The organism is Bacillus cereus group sp. N21 (assembly GCF_016483395.1).
Taxonomy (GTDB): Bacteria; Bacillota; Bacilli; order Bacillales; family Bacillaceae_G; genus Bacillus_A; species Bacillus_A pseudomycoides.
The window spans coordinates 1-21,277 of record NZ_JAEHBX010000072.1; the positions used below are offsets into that span (position 1 = coordinate 1).

Consider the following 21,277-nt stretch of genomic DNA (forward strand, 5'->3'; position numbering starts at 1 on the left):
CCCAAACTATAGAAGATCTAGCTAAAAAAGTAGCTTAGATTTAACTTTTTTGTGTCCAAAATATTGACTCAAATCCAGAATTTGTTCTTTAGAGTTAATATCACTAACTAAACAATTACTTAAAAAACCTACACACATTGAAATGTCTAATAAAAATACCTTCTCAGCATTTGTTAAATAATCAATTTCAAATAAATACTGGATGTTTTGTTGAATGATCTGAACAAACTTCGCTTTATTTTTCACTTTACGTTCAGGAACTAATTTCGGTTCTGGTGCAAAAACATTCGCTAGAAACCTAGAGAGCCTGTTTTCTTTAAATTGCTAGTTTATGAAGCTACTCCAAACAGTTGATGGATGAATTCTTTTTGATTTTGAGCAGACGTCATCCTTTGGTGAATCTGTTTCTTTTTAATCATATGCATGGCTTCTATGCCACAGAGTATATAAGTAGCTGTACGAAGTGATTTCAACCCCAACATCGGGCGAACTCGCTTCTTAATAAAACGATGATCTTGTTCTACGATGTTATTAAGATATTTCACTTACCTTAGTTGGATGCCTATAGGGTAGGCTGGGTTCTTGTCTACTGTGATAACACGGGGCTTTGAAACATGAAAAGACCGCAAAGCTTTCTTGAAAAAGAGCTTTGCAGCCTTATGGTCTCTTGTTTTGCTTAAATAAAAATCAATCGTGTTCCCTTCCGAATCAACGGCACGATACAGATACATCCATTGCCCTTTCACTTTCACATATGTCTCATCGACTCGCCAAGAATCATTAGTTGGCTTAAGATAATGACGTACTCGCTCATCTAATTCAGGTCCATACTGATGAACCCAGCGCATGATCGTTGTATGAGCAATGGAGAGTCCACGTTCTTCCATCATCTCGACTAGATCACGAAAACTGAGATTGTACCGCAGGTACCATCTCACGGCTAATAAAATAAGATCAGGTTGATAATGTTTCCATTTGAACAAATTTTCCTTTTCCATACTGATCACACACCTTTTTAAGAGTAATAGTATCAGTATATCCAAGTTTTAGAGGTTGCTTACAACTGGATTAAGGTTTTTGCACCAGAACCGCTGAATTTTTGTATAACGCTATTGTAAATTATATCAATAAACAGAAACATTAATTTCATAATTTTATAATACAACATATAAATAAAAGATGGTGTTAATTAAAATTTCATACTATCTTTTTAAATGTAGTGTAGTGCTTTGTACATTCAATAGTAATCTTTAAATATACAAAAATACCTGTTTTCAACCAGAAGACAGGTATTTTTGATCTTTTAATAAACTTAGAGAAATGCATAAAATATACCTTTTTTCTTAAAGTACCCCGTTCGATTATTAAAAATCATGTTTAATAATTGACTTTAAGTTCTTTTCACTTAATCCGTTTTGGCAAAAGTCAAATTTAACTTTTTTCAAAACGTGGCGACTTTATTTCAAATCTACAATATCAAATTCATAAAAAAATAGGGAAGCTTGTAAAAACATACAAGTTTCCCTACTTTTTTACGTATTATTTAAGTTATTTTTTAAATAATTTAGCGAACCATGATTTTTCTTGTTGACTAGAGGCAACTAACTTCTTAGTTTCTTGTATTTCACGAATCACTTCTAATAGCTGCTGATCTCTGTTATTTATTTTCCCATCAATATTCTTTTGTTGTTCATCAATCTTATTCAATAACATATGATTAGTTTGTTCTAAATGATCTATGCGCTGTAAAAGCTCCATGTTCATGGCTTTTTGTTCTTGAAAATATATAGAAACCTCTTTCATACTTTCATACATCGTTTGAATAATTGGCTTCGTTATTTCGTCGTCTTCATCGTTCTCTTCTACTACAATATAATCTACGTTTTGTTTTAACATCTGTTCTATTATTTCTGGTGGCTCTTGTGCATCTTTCATATTAGCAATTAATTTAAACAACTCTAATGCTTCCTGTTCATATCTCAGTGTTCGCCCCTTCGTCCCAGCGACAGTTGGTAAATATGGTTTGAATTGATCCCGCCAGGCCTGAAGGGTTGTCCGTGGTTTCCCAAGCATTCTTGCTATATCTGCAAGGGAATATGTTTTCCTATAAGGCTCTTCCCTATCCATTCCATCGTCCTCCCCTCATCGTTATTTGTTGTTATCGATGTCCGACATGTTGTCATTGCATTGTTATTGATTATCATCCATGTCCGACATGTTGTCATTACATTGTTATTGATTATCATTTATGTCGGTCATGTTGTTGTTTTACTGTTATTCATCATCTTTTATGTCCGACATGTCGGCGTCTAACTATTATGTGTCTTATTCGTTTGAAAGAAGGTATTTCCTTGTTTATTTTGAATTTTTTAAGTATATAGGTTAATTAAATAATAAGTACGATTCAAGTCGTACTTATTATTTAAAGTATTCTTATTTTTGATTAAATGTGCTAAAGTATAATTAAAAGTAGCACTTAAGTCGTACTTAATGTATAAAGGAGGAATTATAAATGAAAATTGGAAGAAAAGTAGCGGATTTCGGAAATAGTTTTAATAATTTCATGATCGATGGTTATTATATTGAACTTGCAACGAATGTAGTTGAAATTTCAAAGAAACAAGCTGAGGATTTACTTGTTGATCGTATTTCTAGACCAGAAGATTTACTAGATAGATTACTAATTTCCACAGAAATCGAAGGTGAAGAGTCTTTCTATTTAGTTGGGCAATTAGCTGAAGATAATCAGTTGGCAAACTCACATGTAAATAAGATGCACGATAAAATTAATAGTCCTATCCCATACGTAAGCTTTTTAGGAGCAATTGCATATTATCATGCGCTTAACGCTGAGCAAGAAGATAATGAAGTTGAAATTGAACACATGAGTATGATGCTTCCAATTTGGCTTTTAAAACGTGAAGAGAAATTTAGCATTGCTCATAAAAAAATGGAAGAAAGATTTATTGGTGAACATAAAGTTAAAGTGTTAACACCAGGAATGGAGAAAGAACTAACTATTAGAGTCAATTCAGCCAAATGTAGAAATGAATCAGAAGTTGCTAGACATTCTTTAAAATATAAAATGGTTTCAAAAGATCCGAATACAAATGTAATTAGTATTGAAAAGCGATATGAATCTGAGAGATTTGATGACTATGAAGTAGTTTTAACTGACATTGGTGGCGGCTCTACAGATGCTGTGCGATTAGGTAAAGGACTTACTACACCTAAGCACAGAGATTCTTTCCAAGTTATCGATATTGAGCCATTCTTAGGATATCTAGAACGCTTTAGAAAAGAAAAATTGATTCAATACTTTAAGGATCTAAGAACATTAGAGAAATTTATAGTCAATAATTATAAAGTACAAAAGTACGTACTATCGAATGAAAATACTGGTGAAGAATATGATTTTACAAATGAAATTGTAGAGGCACTGAAAGAATATGCAAGAATTTTAGTTGCTAAAATTCTTGATGTATTCATCCCATCTAGTACGAATACAGTGTTGAAATTCATTTATATCGGAGGCGAAGCACCCGTTTTAGAACCATACATCCGTCTCGCTTTATTGAATCATATGTCTGAAATGGCTGCTAAAAACAATCACTTCTTTTTGAACGATATTATTCAAAATAGCGACAAAGAAGTATTTGCTCCAACTTCACGGACAATTAATCTAACTGCATTAGAATTAAAAGTAATTGATGAAATGAAGGGACAGTTAGCCTAAAATAAAGGGACGTGCTGATAATGGCTAAAAATAGAAAAATGGCATTACATGCTGATAATATGCCTGAAGATGTATATGGAATTCTTAATGAAAAAGCTAATAGTAGACAATTAACAGCATTTGTTGTTGAACTGGTACAAAATGAAAAACGTTATGAGCAACTACTGCGGAAATTAGATCATGTAGAACAGAGATTAAATCTTTTAGATACAGTTGAAAATAAATTGGATCTTCTACTTACTAATGGATTTGTTCCCATACAGAAACAAGAAGATTTAAAAATGGAAGAGCCTGTACTCCAAGAAGGTAAAATTGTTGATGCTAAGGAAGTACTTGGTGGTATTTCTGAAGAAGATAATGAAGAGATTGATTTCTAATTAGTAAAGAAGACCTTTAGGTATAATCCTAAGGTCTTTTTATTTCAAATTCACACTATTAATAATCGTTGTTAATTATAGAATGAAAAATAAATACTCTCTTTTGAAATCAATGGTTTAGATATTGTCCGTTATTTCTATAATTCTATTACATGTAACACCTCTATCACTGCTATACTCTTCTTTGCAATATAGAAATATCTCTATTTCTATAATTAGATATTTCCCTATATCCCTATTTTTTATCACGAATATTGAAATAGAGATATAGGGGGACTTTCTAAACATAACTGGAGTAGGATTAGTGAAAGATTCTATTACATATAACACATATCTCTACTTTAACCTTCTTCACAATAGGGAGGTATCCCTATTTCTATATATCCTTACTTTAGTTATCATAAATATAGAAATAGAAAAAAAAGGGAGATAGTATCCTAATATTTAATCGATATTTTGGCTAACCTTCGTACAAAGGAGGGGGAATCAAAATCTTTTAGAGAACACCATCTGATTTATAATCAGATTCTTTATCGTTAAAAAATTTTGCAATAGGATTGGTTAACTCATTGAATTATTTTTAAAGACTTCTATGCTTTTTATATCTGAACTGCGGTATATGTGATAAGCAGGCTGATGTGTATCCATATATAAATCAAATCCTAAAGCACCTGCTCTAATACAAAAGTGCCTATCTTCTCCTCAAAAAGAAAGATTTTTAATTGGGAAGAAATTTTAACTCCAGCTTGTAAGGCCTTTCGACTAATAAGTGTGTAAGCGCCTAATCCTCCAACATAAATGGTTAAACTGTCTTATAAACAATTAAACTTTATTTCAAATCTACACTATTTATGATCGTTGTTAATTATAGAATGAAAGACAACTAGTCTCTTTTGAAAACAATGCTTTAGGTATTATCCATTAATTCTATGCTCCTATTGCATGTACCACATATCATTGTTATAACCTTCTTTACAATATAGAAATATCCCTATTTCTATAATTAGATATTTCTATATATCCCTACTTTTTATTATTAAACATACAGAAATGGGATATAGGGGAGTTTTTGAAAAGTAACTCGAGTGGTATAAATGGTTGTTTCTTTTACATGTTCCAAATATCAATGCTACAACCTTCTTTACAATGTAAAATAGTGATATTGGAGGATCTTCTGAAAAAATAGCTGAGTAGTACAAATGGTTGTTTCTTTTGTGTGTACCAAATATTACTACTATTACCTTCTTTATAATATAGAAATATCCCTATTTCTATAAGTGGATATTTCTATACACTCCTATCTTTGCTATCAAAAATATTGAAATAGGTCCTTACCTTCAAGTTAAGCCCATACAACATCGACTATAGGAAAGGTTGTTTCTTTTTTATAACACCCCAAACAAAAAAATTTGTACAGTTCACCTGGAGTTGTCAATTCTCTCATTTTGGGATATTTGCTTCTTTTAACTTGATGGGCATGAGATAAAGGGATATAAAGACTTTTTCAAATAATAAATGGAGTGGTATAAATGACAGATTCTATTGCATGTACCACATATCACTGCTATAATCTATTTATAGAAATAGGGAAATATCCCTATTTCTATAAATAGATACTTCCCTATTCCTATAATTTTTTTACTAAAATATAGAAATAGAGATATATGTGGGTTTTTCAAATAATAAATGGAGTGGTATAAATGGCTATTACAATTACTGTTGGGAATTACAAAGGGGGCGTTGGTAAAACCACTAATGCTGTATTAAACTCTTATGAATTCGCAAAAAAGGGGAAACGAACTTTACTCGTTGACCTTGATCCGCAGAGTAATGCAACAAAATCTCTAATGTTAACAAAATCTATCCTTAATCCTGATGAAAAGGTAACTTTAAATAAAACATTAATGAAAGGAATTCAAGATGGGAATTTAGATGGATTAGAAATTGAAATAATGGAAAATTTATATTTAATTCCTTCTTATGTTGATTTTCAAGATTTCGCAAAATTTCTATATAAATCTTGTTCTTCGGAAGCAGAAGAAGATTTATACTTTAAGGGATTACTTGAGAAAATAAAACATAAATACGATTACATATTTATCGATGTTCCACCTATGTCAATTGAAGTCACAAAAAATGCAGTTGTAGCTTCTGATTATGTTCTTATAACTCTACAAACACAAGAACGTTCTCTTACAGGTGCAGAAAACTACATTAACCAACTAATAAAATTAAAAGAGCAATATGATCTTGATATTGAAGTTGTAGGTATTCTTCCAGTGCTATTAAAAAATAATGGTAAAGTGGATGAATACATTATGGAAAATGCTCGTGAAATTTTTGGTGAAGAAAACCTATTTAAAAATATCGTTCCACAGATGGAACGTATTAAAAGGTTTGATGTAAACGGTATTACTGAAAATGATAGACATGATTTAAATGTAATAGAACTATACGAAAAGATTAGTGATGAATTATTGTCTCGTATCAATATTTTTGAAAGTTTGAAGGTTGGTGTATAACATGGCAAAAACTCCTGGATTATTAGTCAGAAAAAAGAGCAATTTTAATCCAACAGATCCTTATATCCCAAACGAGGATTCAGTTGTAACACCGGAGAAAAAGAAATTTAAAAACCAACAGGGCAGTATTAAAATTTCTAGTCAATCTAAGGAAGAGCTTGGAGCACTAATGAAACTCACTAATAAAAAATATGCTCATGAAATAATTGATTTACTTATACATCATTATGTAGAAAATCAATTAACTCCTGAACAGAAAAAGAAATTTATATTATTAACAGAGATCTAGAAATATAGAAATATAAGAGCCTTGCTACATTTTTTTGTCGTAAAGCCCTTTAAAGTTGTTTAATTCTTATGGAACTAAAGCACTCGTTACTCTATTTAGTTAGATAAGTTATTTATTAGGGAAATTGTCAATCACTTGGATAGCTAGTTTCAACGCTTTTATTCTCCTTTCTAAAAGCGTTCTTTGGGGACTACCAGCCTTTGACTTATCATAAATGTTCTCAATTGATGGAAGCAAACCAGTAAGAACATTGCGAGCTTCTGCTAAATCTTCCTGGGTGTAATGATGGGGCCTTTGATTCCAAACGTTTTCTAGCATTGCTAAGCCGATGCAAACAGCTTTGAGTCGTTTCTTTACTAAGGTAGTATTTGCGCCTTTCTGAGTCATCTGTGACAAGGCATTTTCGAGTTTACTGATTGTCGATTGTAAAGATTTTATTGCTTCCAATTTATCTACATTTGATACGTTTTCCATGTTAGTACTGTCCCTTCTTCGTTTCTGAATTATTTTGCCTGATACTTGATAAAATCGTTAAGAACCTGATTTCACTCGCAATATTTTAACATAAATAACTAACTCTATTTGAGAGGGATTCTCAACAATCCGGCCCAATTGTTGAACACAAGTTAACTAACACTCTTCAACTAACCTGCCTGTTAGTCCAATAAGAATTAAACAACTTTATTATTTTTCAAACGACTTTATTGTAAATTAAACAGCTTTTTTGTCACTTAACACTTTAATCAATCGTTTTGTCTCTAAAGCTAACTGTTTAATATTTTCCTTGTACTTGGCTACAATAACACTACGCCACTAATCAGTAGTAACATCCCATTATTTTTGTGCTAGTAGCACTATTCTTTTTATCTCTTCAAGATCAGGAGTATCCCTTTAGTTTCATTTTCATTGTAGTCAATCTCTTTTGACATCGATGTTTTAGGCATTATCCGTTAATTCTATTACATGTACCACATATCATCGCTGTGTTCTTTTCCCGCATCATATAAATATCCCTATTTCTATATATCCCTACTTTTTTTATCAAAAATAGCGAAGATACTCCTGTTTCTTCACCTAAAAATGAGTAAGAGAAAAAGGAATGTAAATTTAAATTATTAAAAAAATATCGTCACCAGAACTTCCTCCACGATTTTTTCTTTTCGCTCGCCGCTGCAACTTCCTCATGATATTCCTTCATCAATCGTTTTATCTCTAAAGCTAACTGTTTAATATTTTCCATGTACTTCGTTAGCTACAATAACACTGGGCCACTAATCAGTATTAACCCCTCCATTGTTTATAAGCCAGTAGCGTCATTCTTTTTATCTCTTCAAAATCTGGATTATCCTTTATTTTCATTTTAGTTAATCGCCTTTGATATCAATGGTTTAGGCATTATTCGTTAATTCTATTATATCTACCACATATCATCGCCGTGCTCCTTTCCTGTAATATAAAAATATCCCTATTTCCATAAGTAGATATTTCTATATATCCCTACTTTTTTTATCAAAAATAGCGAAGATACTGTTGGTTTGTAATACAGTTTGATCAAAATGCTTAGGTTGTTTGTTGCTAGTGAATAATTTTTTATAAAAAAGTTTAATCATTTTCTATCTGTGTTTGCTCCACAATCGCGCCCTTTAATCGAATAATCAGAATATTCGGTCAACTATTTGATGGCCATGACCCCTGCATTTTCCTTAATTGAATAATTTGGCCTGTATGATAAGCATCATGAAGCATGATGTCCTGTAATTTCTCCTCAAGTGAATTTTGCTCAAGCTCTTTTTCGGAAATTGCACTCAATGCCTGTCTTAAATTACGTTGAGCATTTTCAGAACGTTCAACGACTTTCTTTCATTCCTTATCATCATTAGATTGATTGGTAAGATAAAAGGTTTCATCACCGTCGAGATTATGTGTCCATTCACGGCCTTCCAAGTTTGCAGCAAGTCTCTCTTTATAATAAATGAGATGATTAACGTTTTCCCAAATGGTATTAGTTGCCTCTTCAGATGGTTTCCAGATAGCCTGTTCGGCTGTAAGTCCTTCTATAGCATGTTTAAACGGTGCATACCAACTCTCTTTATCGAATGTTGAATCTAGTACGTTTAAAAGCAAGTCAATTCGTTTCAAAGTAATCTCCCCCCTAAATAGTTAAAGATTCAAAAAAATCCTTATAACTCTATCGAGATTCTACATTTTTAAGTAAACTTCCTGCTTTTTAACTACCCTGCTAATCTTATTCCACAAACTGGCCCTTTTCATGAAGAAAGACGCTCTCCTTATTTCAGAAAAGCGCCCTTTAATGAAATAACTACACCACTTGATTTTGCATTGAAACAGATGGATTTTGAACTTTTCGAAGGCATAGTAGAAATGGATGAAACCTATTTCCTCTATTCCTAGAAAGGAAAACGGAATATCCAAGGTCGAAAACCAAGGTTCCGCGGTGGTAATTCAAAGTTTAGAGGAATAAGTAGGGACCAAGTATGCGTTCTTGTAGCCAGAGACCGCCAAAAGAGAACGTTTTCCAAAACAATAGGAAAAGGGCGTATTATAACAAAGAGTTTGGACGAAGCGTTAGGTTCCAAACTATCAATACAAAATGTTCTGTGTACGGATGCTTGGCGGGTGTTTATGACTTATGCCAAAGAAAAAGGAATTGAGCATCATCGCTTGAAAGCAAATGGTAGGGAGCGATTTAAAGGGATTTATCACAGCCAGAATGTAAATAGTTATCACAGCCGTTTAAAGAGCTGGATGAAGCGTTTTAATAGTGTAGCGACTAAATATCTAGACCATTATTTGAGCTGGTTCCAATTCTTAGACACCATCAAACATATAAAAGATAACTTTACGATAACCAAAATGTTTTTAGACAGTTGTTCTTTCTCAGTTAACACAACTTATGATAAACTATATTTATCGGAATTTTCCTAATAATATAACGTTTATTTTTCCGTTAAAGGACCAGTTTAATAGCTATCTACAACACGCCGCAAATGGATTTTGACCAAAGGGATTATCTATTAAAGGGATTAAATTGGAGGGAATAGAAAATGGATGTAAAGACACTATTGTTACAACAATGGGCAAGCTGCTTAGATGAAAAAGACTGGTTTCCACCACTTGAAAAAGTGCTAGAGGATATTACTTTTGAACAGGCAATTTGGAAACCAGTTGAGGGGGCAATGAATTCCATTTGGGAATTAGTTTGTCATTTACTTTTCTATAAAAAGAGACTTCTGGTGCGATTTCTTGGTGAAACAGCGAATGAGCCACAGGCAGAAGATAATAAATCTACATTTCGATTACCAACTGAGACGTTTCAAAATTGGAAGGAAACAAAACAAGAATACTTTTATGTTCATCGTGAACTTGAAAAAATACTAGCAAAATCAGAACAAGAAGACTTGTATAGACAGATCCCTGGAGAAAGATCATTAGTGCTTGAACTGAAGAGTTTAGCATTGCATGACGCATATCATATTGGGCAAATTGTATTCCTAAGTAAAATGCAAGGAGCTTGGGCAGGGAAACGCAGCTTTTAAAAAGCTTCATTAGCTTTACAGTTATTTCATTATAGGGGGCTTTAATGGAATAAGAACGGGAACGTCCAAATCGGACGTTCCTATATTTTATACCTGAAAAACAACAATACTATTTAACAAAGCCTTTAACGAATTGCCCGAAAGAATTCTCCTTCCTCAAGCATGTGGAGGGCAATAGCCCAACGGTAGGTGGGAGATGAATTTCGGTTTGGCGTAGCCAAAAAGCACGTAACTGTGCTTTTTATTTTCTCTATGGTATAATCAGTCTTATAAAACAAAAAGGTTGGTATATCAGTGAAATTAGATAGTAATAATCATTCAGTGTTCTTGTTGTATTATCATCTTGTATTGGTCGTGAAATACAGAAGAAATGTATTTGATGATGATATGTCATACTATGCAAAAGACATGTTTGTAAGACTTTCTGAGAATTACAATATAACGTTAGTCGAGTGGAATCATGATGTTGACCACGTACATATATTTTTCAAGGCACATCCTAATACAGAAATGACAAAGTTCATTAATGCTTATAAGAGTGCGAGTTCTCGATTAATAAAGAAAGAATTTCCACAAGTGAAAAAGAAACTTTGGAAAGAAATGTTTTGGGCAAGAAGTTTTTGTTTACTAACTACTGGTGGTGCACCAGTGGACTTGGTGAAGAAGTATATCGAAAATCAAGGGGAGAAGTGAGGTGAAATGATATGACAAAGCATAATAAAGCATATAAATTTCATTTGTACCCAACAGAAGAACAAGCATATCTTATGCGTAAAACCTTTGGTTGTGTGCGCTTCGTATATAACAGAATGTTGGCTGAACGTAAAGAAGTGTATGAGAAATACAAAGGTGATAAGGAACAACTAAAGAAACAGAAGCTTCCAACTCCAGCAAAATACAAAGAAGAATTTGAATGGTTGAAAGAAGTTGATTCATTAGCTCTGGCAAATGCTCAACTAAACTTGCAAGCTGCCTATAAGAATTTCTTTAGTGGTCAAAATGACTTCCCAACATTTAAAAGTAAAAAAGACAGAAAGTCTTATACAACGAATGTAGTAAACGGAAATATTATGTTGTTAAATGGTCATATCAAATTACCAAAACTGAAAATGGTACGTATCAAACAACATAGAGAAATACCACAAGACCATATTATCAAGTCGTGTACAATCTCCATGACACCTACTGGTAAATACTATGTGTCCATCTTGACTGAATACGAAAAAGAGATTGTACAAAAAGAAGTAGAAACAGTTGTTGGATTAGACTTTGCGATGGATGGATTATACGTTAGTTCTGAGGATGAGAGAGCCAATTATCCTAAGTTCTACCGTAAAATGTTAAATCAATTAGCAAAGGCACAACGAGTATTATCAAGACGTACTAAAGGTTCTGAGCGTTGGAATAAACAACGTTTTCGTGTAGCTAAGTTACATGAAAAAGTAGCTAACCAACGTAAGAATTTCCTTCATCATAAGTCTAAAAAGTTAGCTACTAATTTTGATGTTGTAGCTGTTGAAGACCTAAACATGAAAGGAATGTCGCAAGCACTTAATTTTGGAAAAAGTGTCGCTGACAATGGTTGGCGTATGTTCACTTCTTTTTTAGCTTATAAACTACACGAACAAGGCAAACAACTTGTGAAAATAGACAAATGGTTTTCTTCCACAAAAACATGTAGCAATTGTGGAAGTGTGAAAGATATGCCATTGTCTGAACGAGTATATTCTTGTATATGTGGTGTAAATCTCGATAGAGATTATAACTCAGCCATCAATATCAAAAATGAAGCAATACGCCTAGTAGCATTAGCATAAATAGCAACAAAATAACCTTTGGAACAAGGGCGTTAGCTCGGCTGTTTTAGGACTAATTCGTTAGCTATCAAAAGTAACGACTAACCGAGAAGCCCCCACTTCAAGTAAGCTCATAAGGGCTACTAAGTGGCGGGTAGTTCACAACCGGAAAATTCAATAACTACATTAAAAAGAGTCCTATTTCTAGGACTCTTTTCAATACCAATTTTTAGCTTAAATTTACATTTTATCGATGATCATTTGTCTTTTATACCATTGATTTAATTTGTCTCTCGCAGTTCCAGAGAGACGCTTTGTTTTTTTATTATAGAATCTTGAAAGAGTGGGCTGTGATATGCCTATCTCTGCTGAGAGCTCCCGCATAGTTATGTTCTTTCTCCGATGCATAAATTCTATTTTATCCCGAATTAACTGTTCATTTCTATTTATATCTAAGGGCATTTCTTCAGTTTTTACTGGCTGATTATCCCTATGAATTACATCAATAGTCTGCTTCTTTGCTAGGCTTTCCGTTGAATGAATTACATCAGTATCCTTCTTCTTTGCTAGGCTTTCCGTTGAATGAATTACATCAGTATCCTTCTTCTTTGCTAAGTTTTCCATTGAACGAATTAATTCATTAGGTGGTAGTATTACTATTCCTAACTGTGAATAATATTTTTTAAACCAATTCTTCTTCGTCAATTGATCCTCATCTAACTCCTTATCATATCCCCAATGAGAAATTACACCTTCTTTTTCTAAATCACTTAAAACATTTTCTAATTGATCACGAATACGGTTAGGCTTTTGCTTTTGGTTAATGCCCATTACTGCTAATAACCCTTTATCTCCCCCTATAGAATATGGCCTTTTTAAGTTAGAAAACATTTGACGAATTCTCCACTGCCATGTCAAATAACGAATTAATCTTTTATGATATTTGTGTCTATAGCTATTATATTCAAGGGCCTTTTTTGATAATAGTGCCGTAGTGCTATTAGATCCATATAGATAACTGGATAAGAAACTGCCCGGTTTAATTCGGCACGATTCTATACCCATGTATTCATTTGTATTTTTATCCCTCCAAAGCACTACAGAATCTAATACAAATAACCGTTTAATGACTTCACGCTTCACCTCATAATGTTTACCTGTTTCAGCGCGATCATTTAGTACAACTACTTCATTCTCATCGTTTAAGTATATAAAAATACTTGCTAGAGCTGCTATACGTTTAGCTACCTTAATCTTATCTTCCACTCTATAATATTCAACACCATTTGCTTTTGCTTTTGAAATACTGCACATTTCTAAAACTTGTTCATATGAAAAATCAATAAATTCATTAGGTGAATTTGCTTCATTTAGCCATTGAATTGTGATGGTATCTAATACGTCCGCTGTTAAATCATCCATATTACTCATTACACCATCTACTAATGTGTTCCATCTTGCGGCCTCTTCAATATTTGTTAACCTTAAATCTTCGTCTTTATGAGATGAAAGCTGTGCTACTCCATTACTATCTTTCGCTTCAATGGGATATGATTTTAATTTTGTATTTTCATCTTCCTCAAATTGATTCTTTGCTATCCCATCTCTTAACTTATAATAAACGGCGGAATTATTTACTTCTAAATAATTTTCATGCGCTATATTCGCATTAGGTTCAATCACTGGTGTATGTGTTATTGTATTAACTGTTTCTTCATTACGAAACTCTTGGGCTATAAAGACATCTATTGTCTCATGAATTTTTACTTTGTAAGTATCTATGTTTTTGAATATATCTAAAGCTGAAATGCCCTTTCCTTGTTGCTGCTTCACCCACTGTACAAGCATTGAGAATGATGGAGAAAGGTATTCTGAAGTTACAATTTTACTATTATCTGCTTCAACGTCTACATAGTAAGAATTCCATTTATGCCACAATTGCTCGTTCTGTTTATAAAGTGGTTCTGTTATTGATAATGCATCTCTAAACAATTGTAGAACGTCTTCCATATATATTTTGCTCCTTACATAAATTTAATAAATGTTATCTAAACGTGAAAATACTTAGCTATATGATGTCCCTTTCTAAATAACAAGAAAGATAATTAGAATATTCTATTTTAAATTTTCTACGTTACACCTTTACAGGGTCTTAGTATTCATACCTATCCCTGTAAATGATTATACAAGACCAATTTAATTTGTAAAATCCAAATACAACTTAATTCCAAGGCTAATGTAATATCCTAACTTTTTTCATAGGTCCTTCTTCTATTAGTCTTGTTTTTCATAAACGTGAAAATCTGTAGCTATATCATTGCCCATTTAACTGCACAAAAATGTTAAAAAAGAGGGCTAAAGCTTGATATAAAAGGGGTTCTTTTGTAATTCCAATATGGAACATGAAAATTTCGAGCTATATGATGTCCCTTTTGAATAATGAAAATGTTCTATAACTCCTTTGATATTATACATTCACTACCTTTTGTTCGCATTTTCAACTATTTATATAATATGAAAATCTGTAGCGGTATGATGTCCTTCTTTCATACAAAGATGAAAAGGTCTTAGTTATATGATGTCCCTTTTACTATTTAAAATTTCGAGATTGAATCCTTTAATATCAACGCTTAAAGACTATTCTATGAATAATTTCATATCTAAAAACATGAAAACTCATAGCTATATGATGTCCCTTTTGAATGACGTGAATGTTCTATAAACCCTTTGACATCATACATTCACTGCCATTTGTTCGTATTTTCGGCTATTTATATAATATGAAAATCTGTAGCGGTATGATGTCCCTTTTTTTATAAAAAGATGAAAAGGATTTAGCTATATGATGTCCCTTATAAAATTTAAAATTTTGAGTTCAAACGCTTTAATACCAACGTTTAAAGGCTATTCTTTAAATAACTTTATATCTGAAAACATGAAAACTTATAGCCATATGATGTCCCTTTTGTATTTATAAAAGAACCTCATAAACATTATTGTATCAATGTTTATGAGGTTCTTTCTAATGATTTATAGATGTTCTAGAAAGATGAAAATCTGTAGCGGTATGATGTCCATAAAAAAAAATCGATAAATCTTCAAATCCCTTGATACACAAGGGATTAACGTGCATTTCATCTTTTCATTTTTTCTCTTAAAGGGGCATATTTCATTAAATTTCGATTTGCTATAATCATAATTGGTATATTTTATAGTGTTTTGGCATATATTTCTGGGTTTATTTGTAGGAGGTGAAAAAGATGGTGAAATCATTTATTATTCGTAATCAACGTAGTCTAACTGGACAAGATACAAATGCAGTTCTAGTAACATTGAAATCTTGGCAGAAACTTGTTGAAGCTTTTGAAGAAAAATACTACAGCTATAAAGATACATACCTTGAGGATATTCTGGATCATATGACATATGAAGAACGCATTGCTGATGTAGATGGCTTTGTGGCTCAGGCGAAACCATCTTTTTCAAGTCGTACACTATCTGCTATTTCAGAAACAATGGGACGAAAACATAAATTATATGGCATTACAAATGCAGATTTAGAAGTCTTCTTATATCTACACAAGAAATGTTACACGAATGGGGTCATTCCAAATGTAACAGTACATATGATGTGGGAAGATTACAAGCAGTATAAAGAGGAATTTGCTTATATACAGCATTCTCAATTCTATATTGCATTAAAGAAATTAAGTTTACATAACATTATTACAATAGAAAATGAATTAGATGGTCGCTATACCATTAAGTTAACTCATTTTATGAATGAAGAAACTGAAAAGGTAAATTCCTATGTGTATATTAGCCCGGTCGTTTTTACTAAGGCTTTTTTTGAGATTTCAGTTGCGGCCAAAAAGCTATTCCTGGACATTGCTATGCAACAATACAGCGAAACGACGCTTAAACGTTCCTTAGATAAACAGGATGAAAGAGGAAATACAACTCATTTTGGCGGAATGTACCGCTTTTTACATAAGAAATACCCACATCAAATCCGTGCGGTTATGACAGAATTAACAACTGCATTACCATGTACAGGGACTCCCCTATTCAAAATTTGCAAGTTGCAAAAAGGGAGTAAAAATAAAAAAAGATATACGACTTTATACCTATCCTTACATACAGATTTCTTATGTACAAAAGAAGCTGGGGAAATACAGTATCGTGATCCATTTCCCCCAAAGGTTACGTATGCACGGAAAGCTCGTTTTATTGAATCTGTGCTACAAGAACTGAATATCGGTGAATTTGCACAAGACATGAATAAATTTATTCATGTACTTAAGTATACTTGTCATCGACAAATTCGAAGTGTCATTCGCAGCTTACGTGACATGATAGATCGTAATGAAGAATATCCAAGTAAGTTAGTGTATACGCTGAAAAAAATATTAAATCAAACATCACAATATCAAATTCTTGATACAGCGGCAAAAGAAGGCATTTATCCTCTTATTACACAACATGTTTCAAAAGAACAAAAGGAACAAGCTGTATTTGATTTTGGATTGCATTTCTCTATGTACTCTCATCGAAACATCAAAAAATTGTTCCGTAAAACATATGAGTTACTAAAATCCAAATTCGCTGTACCAGTTACAGAGGAATCGTATCACCGTAACTATTTAAAATATCAAGAAGAAACATTGTTTAGAAAATACGCCTATGAACAAGGTGCAAATCTAAATGCTTATATAGCTTTAGAAATAGAAATACGTGAACTTCTAAAAACAAGAGGACATAAAGATCGCTTTATTCCGAGTGATGTTCGCGAATTGTTCATTGAAAAGATAGATAGATTACCTAAAGAAACACTTCGCGTTATTGAAGTGCCGAATGAGTTCAATTTGATTACGTTTATTCGTGCATTTGAACAATTAGTACGCGCTGGTATTCAAGTAACGACAGCTGAACAAGTACTTGAGGTAATAGAAACAAATTAACGATACTCCGCTCTCTATTTTTGAAAAAAATATAAATAGAGGGCTATTCGTGTTGGTTCCATTATTTAAAAACCCTACACTGATTTCTCCTTATAGACACCTTTACTCGATTCTATTCATAATAGAGTCTTTTTTTATACATTCCTATACAAAACTGTACTGCAATTAACTAATTTTCCACATCTATGTTTAAATAAACATATTATTTTTATCTAAAATACATTCAAATACCTACAAAAAATCATAAGAAAAACATTAAATTTCGTGGGTATGTAGATAAATAAACTCTAATGTGAATAATATTATGTAATTATTATTGAAATAAAGGGGTTTTAGTACTTCACCTATCAAAAATCATCAATATTTATGTGAGTTATGTGACAAATTCTAATTATGTTGATTAGTTAACCTATATTGTGAATGTTTTGTGAGTAAATATTAAGAAATTGTGGACATACGGTGGATAAATTGAAAATTTATTACTTGAATAAATATATTTAACAATGCATCAATTTGTTTCATTTTTTATGTAGAAATACATGATATTATTTATGATTTTTTGTAGGTTTTATACCTTACTAATAGCTAATTTTGTGTTGTTAGATTCTGCTATTTATGATTTTTTGTGCTATGGTATGCTCAAATCCCTTGTTATAGTAGAAATAAAACCCTATTTGCTCTTCCTATATAAGTTTTGTCTTTATATTTTAAATATATATAAGATATATATTTATATAAGATTTTATTAATTAATAAAAATATGATTAAAAAAGGGTAATTTATTATCGAACGTCATTCTAAAATGGGAATGGCGTATTTTTGTATTTTTTTGAGGTACAAATTCGAAATAATGAATCCTCATCATATGTATTTAGTGTATCTAGAAATCTATATGGATGGTGAGACAACATGAGTTATTATCAGATGTTATATAGTACCCCTTATCTGTATTCTTCAAAATCATTACGTCAGATGTACCGGGATACTAAAAGAGAAGAAGATATTTCAGCAATACGAGAGCACATGGTACGTCATGAAGTGTATTTAGACCGACAATACAAAGGTTATTATTATTTGAGTCAAAAAATCGAAGAGGATTTGTACGGTGATGAGTATCCGGTCTCATGGAATGAATTGTTGAATGAGTATCAACTTTATAAGGATCGTAAGGGAAATTTGTCAATTAAACCAAAAGGGTGGGATTAACATGACAATCATTGGAGAATTAGGGGTTGTGTATGGTGTCACAGGAGTTTCTGTTTTAGGAATAAAGTTGTTAAAAAAGAAAGGTTTTTACCTTCCAGATTGGTTGCTACGTGCGGGTCTCAAATGCTTATTAATTGGGAGTGTTTGGTATGTGCTAATGGATATACTAGATGTGTTTCTACGTTAGTATTACATCTGGTAGTTGAAAATAATTGTAATAGTGCGTTTTAATTTGTTTTTTCTAACCTTCCATACAGGCTCAACTACCTAAAGGAGGTATGGAGGATATGATATCACTTTTATTAATACCAGCAACCTTTATAACTGTAGCTTATTTTTACCAAAGTAATGGAACGAATGATAAGAAAAAAATTGCAATGTTTTTTGAAATTACAAAGGTATGTGTTCAACATAAAGGTGAATTACAATACCCCATTTTTATAAAAGAAGTAGAAGATGACATAAGTATGAATTATGTTTACAAGTTACCGCTCGGCGTACCTAGTCAACTTATCAAAAAGTTAGCTGAAGTATTAGAAGAAGGACTATATAAACCTGTTAAAATATCGTTTCATCAAAGAGAGCTTCATATTCGAGTATTTAAGCAACGAATACCTGAAATGTGGAATTGGTCTAAGGAGCTGTTAAAAGAGCACACATGGAAAGTTATGATGGGGAAAGCATTAGATAAACACGTGTATCATGATTTCGAGAAAACACCGCATATGTGTGTAAGTGGAATGACTCGTTTTGGAAAGACAGTATTCTTAAAAAATGTGATGACTAGTTTAATTTTGCAACAATCTCAACACGTGAATTTTTTTATTATCGATCTGAAGGAAGGGCTAGAATTTAGTCCTTACAAAGAGCTATCCCAAGTAGTAGAAGTAGCTGAAAACCCGGAACAGGCGTTAGAGATGTTGGTGAGAGTACGTGAAAAGATGGTAAAACAGATTGAGATGATGAAAAAGTCCTATTTTACCAATGTTATAGATACATCAATTAGAGAGCGTTGCTTCATCATAGTAGATGAAGGAGCGAATCTTTGTCCGACACAAGGTTTACCTAAAAAACAACGGGATTTATTATTTGTGTGCCAGGAGATGTTATCTGAAATCGCAAGAATCGGAGGTGGTTTAGGATTCCGGCTTATATTTTGTACTCAATATCCAACCTCTGACACATTGCCAAGGCAAATCAAACAAAATGCTGATGCAAAGCTAGGTTTTCGATTACCAACAGTGGTTGCTTCACAAGTTGCTTTGGATGAACCAGGTCTTGAAGATCTGCCTTCCCTTCCAGGAAGAGCATTATTTAAGACTGATCGCACAGAAGAAATTCAGGTACCTTATTTAAAGGATATGGACATATGGGAATTACTGAAGCAATACAAGGTGGTGAAACAAAATGAGGCATCAAACACTCAAACAGAAAGCGAGACAAATCGAGATTTTATCCACTTTGAGTAAGTTAGATTTTGCAACCAGGAGACAATTGCAAGCCATCCACTGCCTAGGAAGTATTCGAAATGCAAATCGTGTACTAAAGGATCTGACTCCGTATTGTCATATTACTAAAATAGCCCGTGAGCATGTATATTATTTAAATAAAAAAGGACGTGATTTATTAGGAATTACAAGAGAAGTAAAGAAAAGTAGTCAATTACAGCACATATTAATGAGAAACGAAAGCTGGATGTGGCTTGGATTTCCAGAATGGAAAACAGAAAGATCTATAGAGTTTTCAATCAATGGTCAACGGTATCAAATTATTCCTGACGCAACGTATTTTGAAGATAATGTTCCCCATTTCGTTGAAATAGATCGTATGCAACATATGAAGGCAAACGAACATAAAATACAGTTATATGGCCATATAACAGATATTTATAAAAGACAGAATGCTATTGTTCCAGTAATTATCTTTTTCACATTATCAGACTATCGACAATCAAAGTTAGAGCAATATGCTGTAAAACAAAATGTGTTTATGAGAACTTTTGTGATGAATGATATTTTTTAACTAAAGCCAAAAATCATTGTAATCTACATTTTTATTTGTTAACTTTTTTAAAGTATCAATAATCTTGGAACCAGTTTTTAAAGACGGAAGAAATGCATTTCCTTTGCATAAACGACTAATCGTCCCTTGACTTACACCGCTCCTTTCTGCGACTTCCTGTTGAGTTAAATTATGCTTATCTATAAATTTACCAAATTTACTCCTAGGTTTCCCTACACCAAACCAACTCATATTCTCACCTCGGAAAATCATTATTTATAAATCTAGCTTGTCCAAATCTATAATTTTTAAAACCTTCAACAAATTGTAATTTTGGTGTAGTTTTTATCATAAAATAAATTAAGAAGTAAAAATGAAAAAACATGTAATAATTTTGTGGAATCTAGCATTCATAGTAATAGCTACAAGTTGCTGATACACTATCCTAATGGCAACTTGTTGCAACGAGTATTCCTATAAAATAAAAAGCTTAAATCCATTGGTACATAAGGATTTGAGCTTTTCTTAATTTATAAAAAAACGAAAACGAGTTTAATAAGTTAAGAGATATAAACGTGTTCCGTGGTCGAACTTTGAAGAATTGTAAATAATTTCACGTACCAAATTGAGTATTAAAAATTATTTACAAAAGGATTGTATAAACCGAAACACTAGGTTTATAATAAGAACAAACGTTCTGCATTGGAGGGGTTACCTTGTATGATTATTCTCTATTACCTAACCGAATTATTTTGGGTTCTGGTGCAAAAACATTCGCTAGAAACCTAGAGAGTCTGTTTTCTTTAAATTGCTAGTTTATGAAGCTACTCCA

The 21,277-nt window shown here is 32.3% G+C and carries 16 protein-coding genes and 5 pseudogenes; 13 read left to right on the top strand and 8 right to left on the bottom strand.

What is annotated here, in order from left to right:
- Positions 1-78: 78 nt before the first annotated feature.
- The 3 genes and pseudogenes from JDS96_RS32465 to JDS96_RS25550 all read right to left on the bottom strand — a co-directional run.
- Positions 79-267: pseudogene (locus JDS96_RS32465) on the bottom strand (MarR family transcriptional regulator); the annotation flags it as partial.
- A gap of 62 nt (positions 268-329) precedes the next feature.
- Positions 330-998 (bottom strand): annotated as a pseudogene (locus JDS96_RS25545) (IS6 family transposase).
- Positions 999-1,548: 550 nt separating this feature from the next.
- Positions 1,549-2,127, bottom strand: coding sequence for a DUF3967 domain-containing protein (locus tag JDS96_RS25550; RefSeq protein WP_199668449.1), 579 nt, complete (start codon positions 2,125-2,127; stop codon positions 1,549-1,551).
- Between the two features lie 385 nt (positions 2,128-2,512).
- Here JDS96_RS25550 and JDS96_RS25555 point away from each other — a divergent pair, with 385 nt between their 5' ends.
- Together JDS96_RS25555 and JDS96_RS25560 are read left to right on the top strand one after the other, a co-directional pair.
- Positions 2,513-3,736, top strand: coding sequence for a ParM/StbA family protein (locus tag JDS96_RS25555; protein WP_199668450.1), 1,224 nt, complete (start codon positions 2,513-2,515; stop codon positions 3,734-3,736).
- A gap of 20 nt (positions 3,737-3,756) precedes the next feature.
- On the top strand, positions 3,757-4,113 hold the full coding sequence (locus tag JDS96_RS25560) for a hypothetical protein (protein WP_098101935.1): 357 nt from the start codon (positions 3,757-3,759) through the stop codon (positions 4,111-4,113).
- 579 nt (positions 4,114-4,692) lie between these two features.
- On the opposite strand, the pseudogene JDS96_RS33495 reads toward JDS96_RS25560, so the two are convergent.
- A pseudogene (locus JDS96_RS33495) lies at positions 4,693-4,907 on the bottom strand (glycosyl transferase); the annotation flags it as partial.
- A 906-nt stretch (positions 4,908-5,813) separates the two neighbouring features.
- Between JDS96_RS33495 and JDS96_RS25565 the strand changes: the two are divergent.
- Positions 5,814-6,635 (top strand): ParA family protein, encoded by an 822-nt coding sequence (locus JDS96_RS25565; RefSeq protein ID WP_098019312.1) that lies wholly within the window; start codon positions 5,814-5,816, stop codon positions 6,633-6,635.
- A gap of 1 nt (position 6,636) precedes the next feature.
- Positions 6,637-6,924: a hypothetical protein gene (locus JDS96_RS25570; RefSeq protein ID WP_199668451.1), complete on the top strand. Its 288-nt coding sequence runs from the start codon at positions 6,637-6,639 to the stop codon at positions 6,922-6,924.
- A gap of 108 nt (positions 6,925-7,032) precedes the next feature.
- Here the strand turns inward: JDS96_RS25570 and JDS96_RS25575 are convergent, their stop codons facing one another.
- Both JDS96_RS25575 and JDS96_RS25580 read right to left on the bottom strand, forming a co-directional pair.
- Positions 7,033-7,398 (bottom strand): hypothetical protein, encoded by a 366-nt coding sequence (locus tag JDS96_RS25575; RefSeq protein WP_033797912.1) that lies wholly within the window; start codon positions 7,396-7,398, stop codon positions 7,033-7,035.
- A 1,194-nt stretch (positions 7,399-8,592) separates the two neighbouring features.
- Positions 8,593-9,063, bottom strand: a pseudogene (locus tag JDS96_RS25580) (DinB family protein).
- Positions 9,064-9,261: 198 nt separating this feature from the next.
- On the opposite strand from JDS96_RS25580, the pseudogene JDS96_RS25585 reads away from it, so the two are divergent.
- The 4 genes and pseudogenes from JDS96_RS25585 to JDS96_RS25600 all read left to right on the top strand — a co-directional run.
- A pseudogene (locus tag JDS96_RS25585) lies at positions 9,262-9,870 on the top strand (IS1595 family transposase); the annotation flags it as partial.
- A 119-nt stretch (positions 9,871-9,989) separates the two neighbouring features.
- A complete protein-coding gene (locus tag JDS96_RS25590; protein WP_199668452.1) occupies positions 9,990-10,481 on the top strand; it encodes a DinB family protein in 492 nt (163 codons plus the stop codon).
- Between the two features lie 294 nt (positions 10,482-10,775).
- A complete protein-coding gene (gene tnpA / locus JDS96_RS25595; protein ID WP_199668453.1) occupies positions 10,776-11,174 on the top strand; it encodes an IS200/IS605 family transposase in 399 nt (132 codons plus the stop codon).
- Between the two features lie 11 nt (positions 11,175-11,185).
- Positions 11,186-12,298 carry an RNA-guided endonuclease TnpB family protein gene (locus JDS96_RS25600; protein ID WP_199668454.1) on the top strand — a complete coding sequence of 371 codons (1,113 nt, stop codon included), beginning with the start codon at positions 11,186-11,188 and terminating at the stop codon, positions 12,296-12,298.
- 219 nt (positions 12,299-12,517) lie between these two features.
- On the opposite strand, the gene JDS96_RS25605 is transcribed toward JDS96_RS25600, so the two are convergent.
- Positions 12,518-14,287 carry a helix-turn-helix domain-containing protein gene (locus JDS96_RS25605; protein WP_199668455.1) on the bottom strand — a complete coding sequence of 590 codons (1,770 nt, stop codon included), beginning with the start codon at positions 14,285-14,287 and terminating at the stop codon, positions 12,518-12,520.
- A 1,250-nt stretch (positions 14,288-15,537) separates the two neighbouring features.
- Between JDS96_RS25605 and JDS96_RS25610 the strand changes: the two genes are divergently transcribed.
- The 5 genes from JDS96_RS25610 to JDS96_RS25630 all read left to right on the top strand — a co-directional run bounded on the left by JDS96_RS25610 (position 15,538) and on the right by JDS96_RS25630 (position 20,466).
- Positions 15,538-17,238 carry a hypothetical protein gene (locus JDS96_RS25610; protein WP_199668456.1) on the top strand — a complete coding sequence of 567 codons (1,701 nt, stop codon included), beginning with the start codon at positions 15,538-15,540 and terminating at the stop codon, positions 17,236-17,238.
- A 909-nt stretch (positions 17,239-18,147) separates the two neighbouring features.
- On the top strand, positions 18,148-18,444 hold the full coding sequence (locus tag JDS96_RS25615; RefSeq protein WP_199668457.1) for a hypothetical protein: 297 nt from the start codon (positions 18,148-18,150) through the stop codon (positions 18,442-18,444).
- A 1-nt stretch (position 18,445) separates the two neighbouring features.
- Entirely contained in the window at positions 18,446-18,631 is a 186-nt protein-coding gene (locus tag JDS96_RS25620; RefSeq protein WP_199668458.1) for a hypothetical protein, read from the top strand.
- A 100-nt stretch (positions 18,632-18,731) separates the two neighbouring features.
- Complete coding sequence (locus tag JDS96_RS25625; RefSeq protein ID WP_199668459.1) at positions 18,732-19,913, top strand: FtsK/SpoIIIE domain-containing protein; 1,182 nt, start codon at positions 18,732-18,734, stop codon at positions 19,911-19,913.
- Positions 19,852-20,466 (top strand): replication-relaxation family protein, encoded by a 615-nt coding sequence (locus JDS96_RS25630; protein WP_088094525.1) that lies wholly within the window; start codon positions 19,852-19,854, stop codon positions 20,464-20,466. Before JDS96_RS25625 ends, JDS96_RS25630 begins: the two co-directional genes overlap by 62 nt.
- Here the strand turns inward: JDS96_RS25630 and JDS96_RS25635 are convergent, their stop codons facing one another.
- Positions 20,467-20,697, bottom strand: a complete 231-nt coding sequence (locus JDS96_RS25635) for a helix-turn-helix transcriptional regulator (RefSeq protein WP_033799359.1) — start codon at positions 20,695-20,697, stop codon at positions 20,467-20,469.
- Between the last annotated feature and the right edge of the window lie 580 nt (positions 20,698-21,277).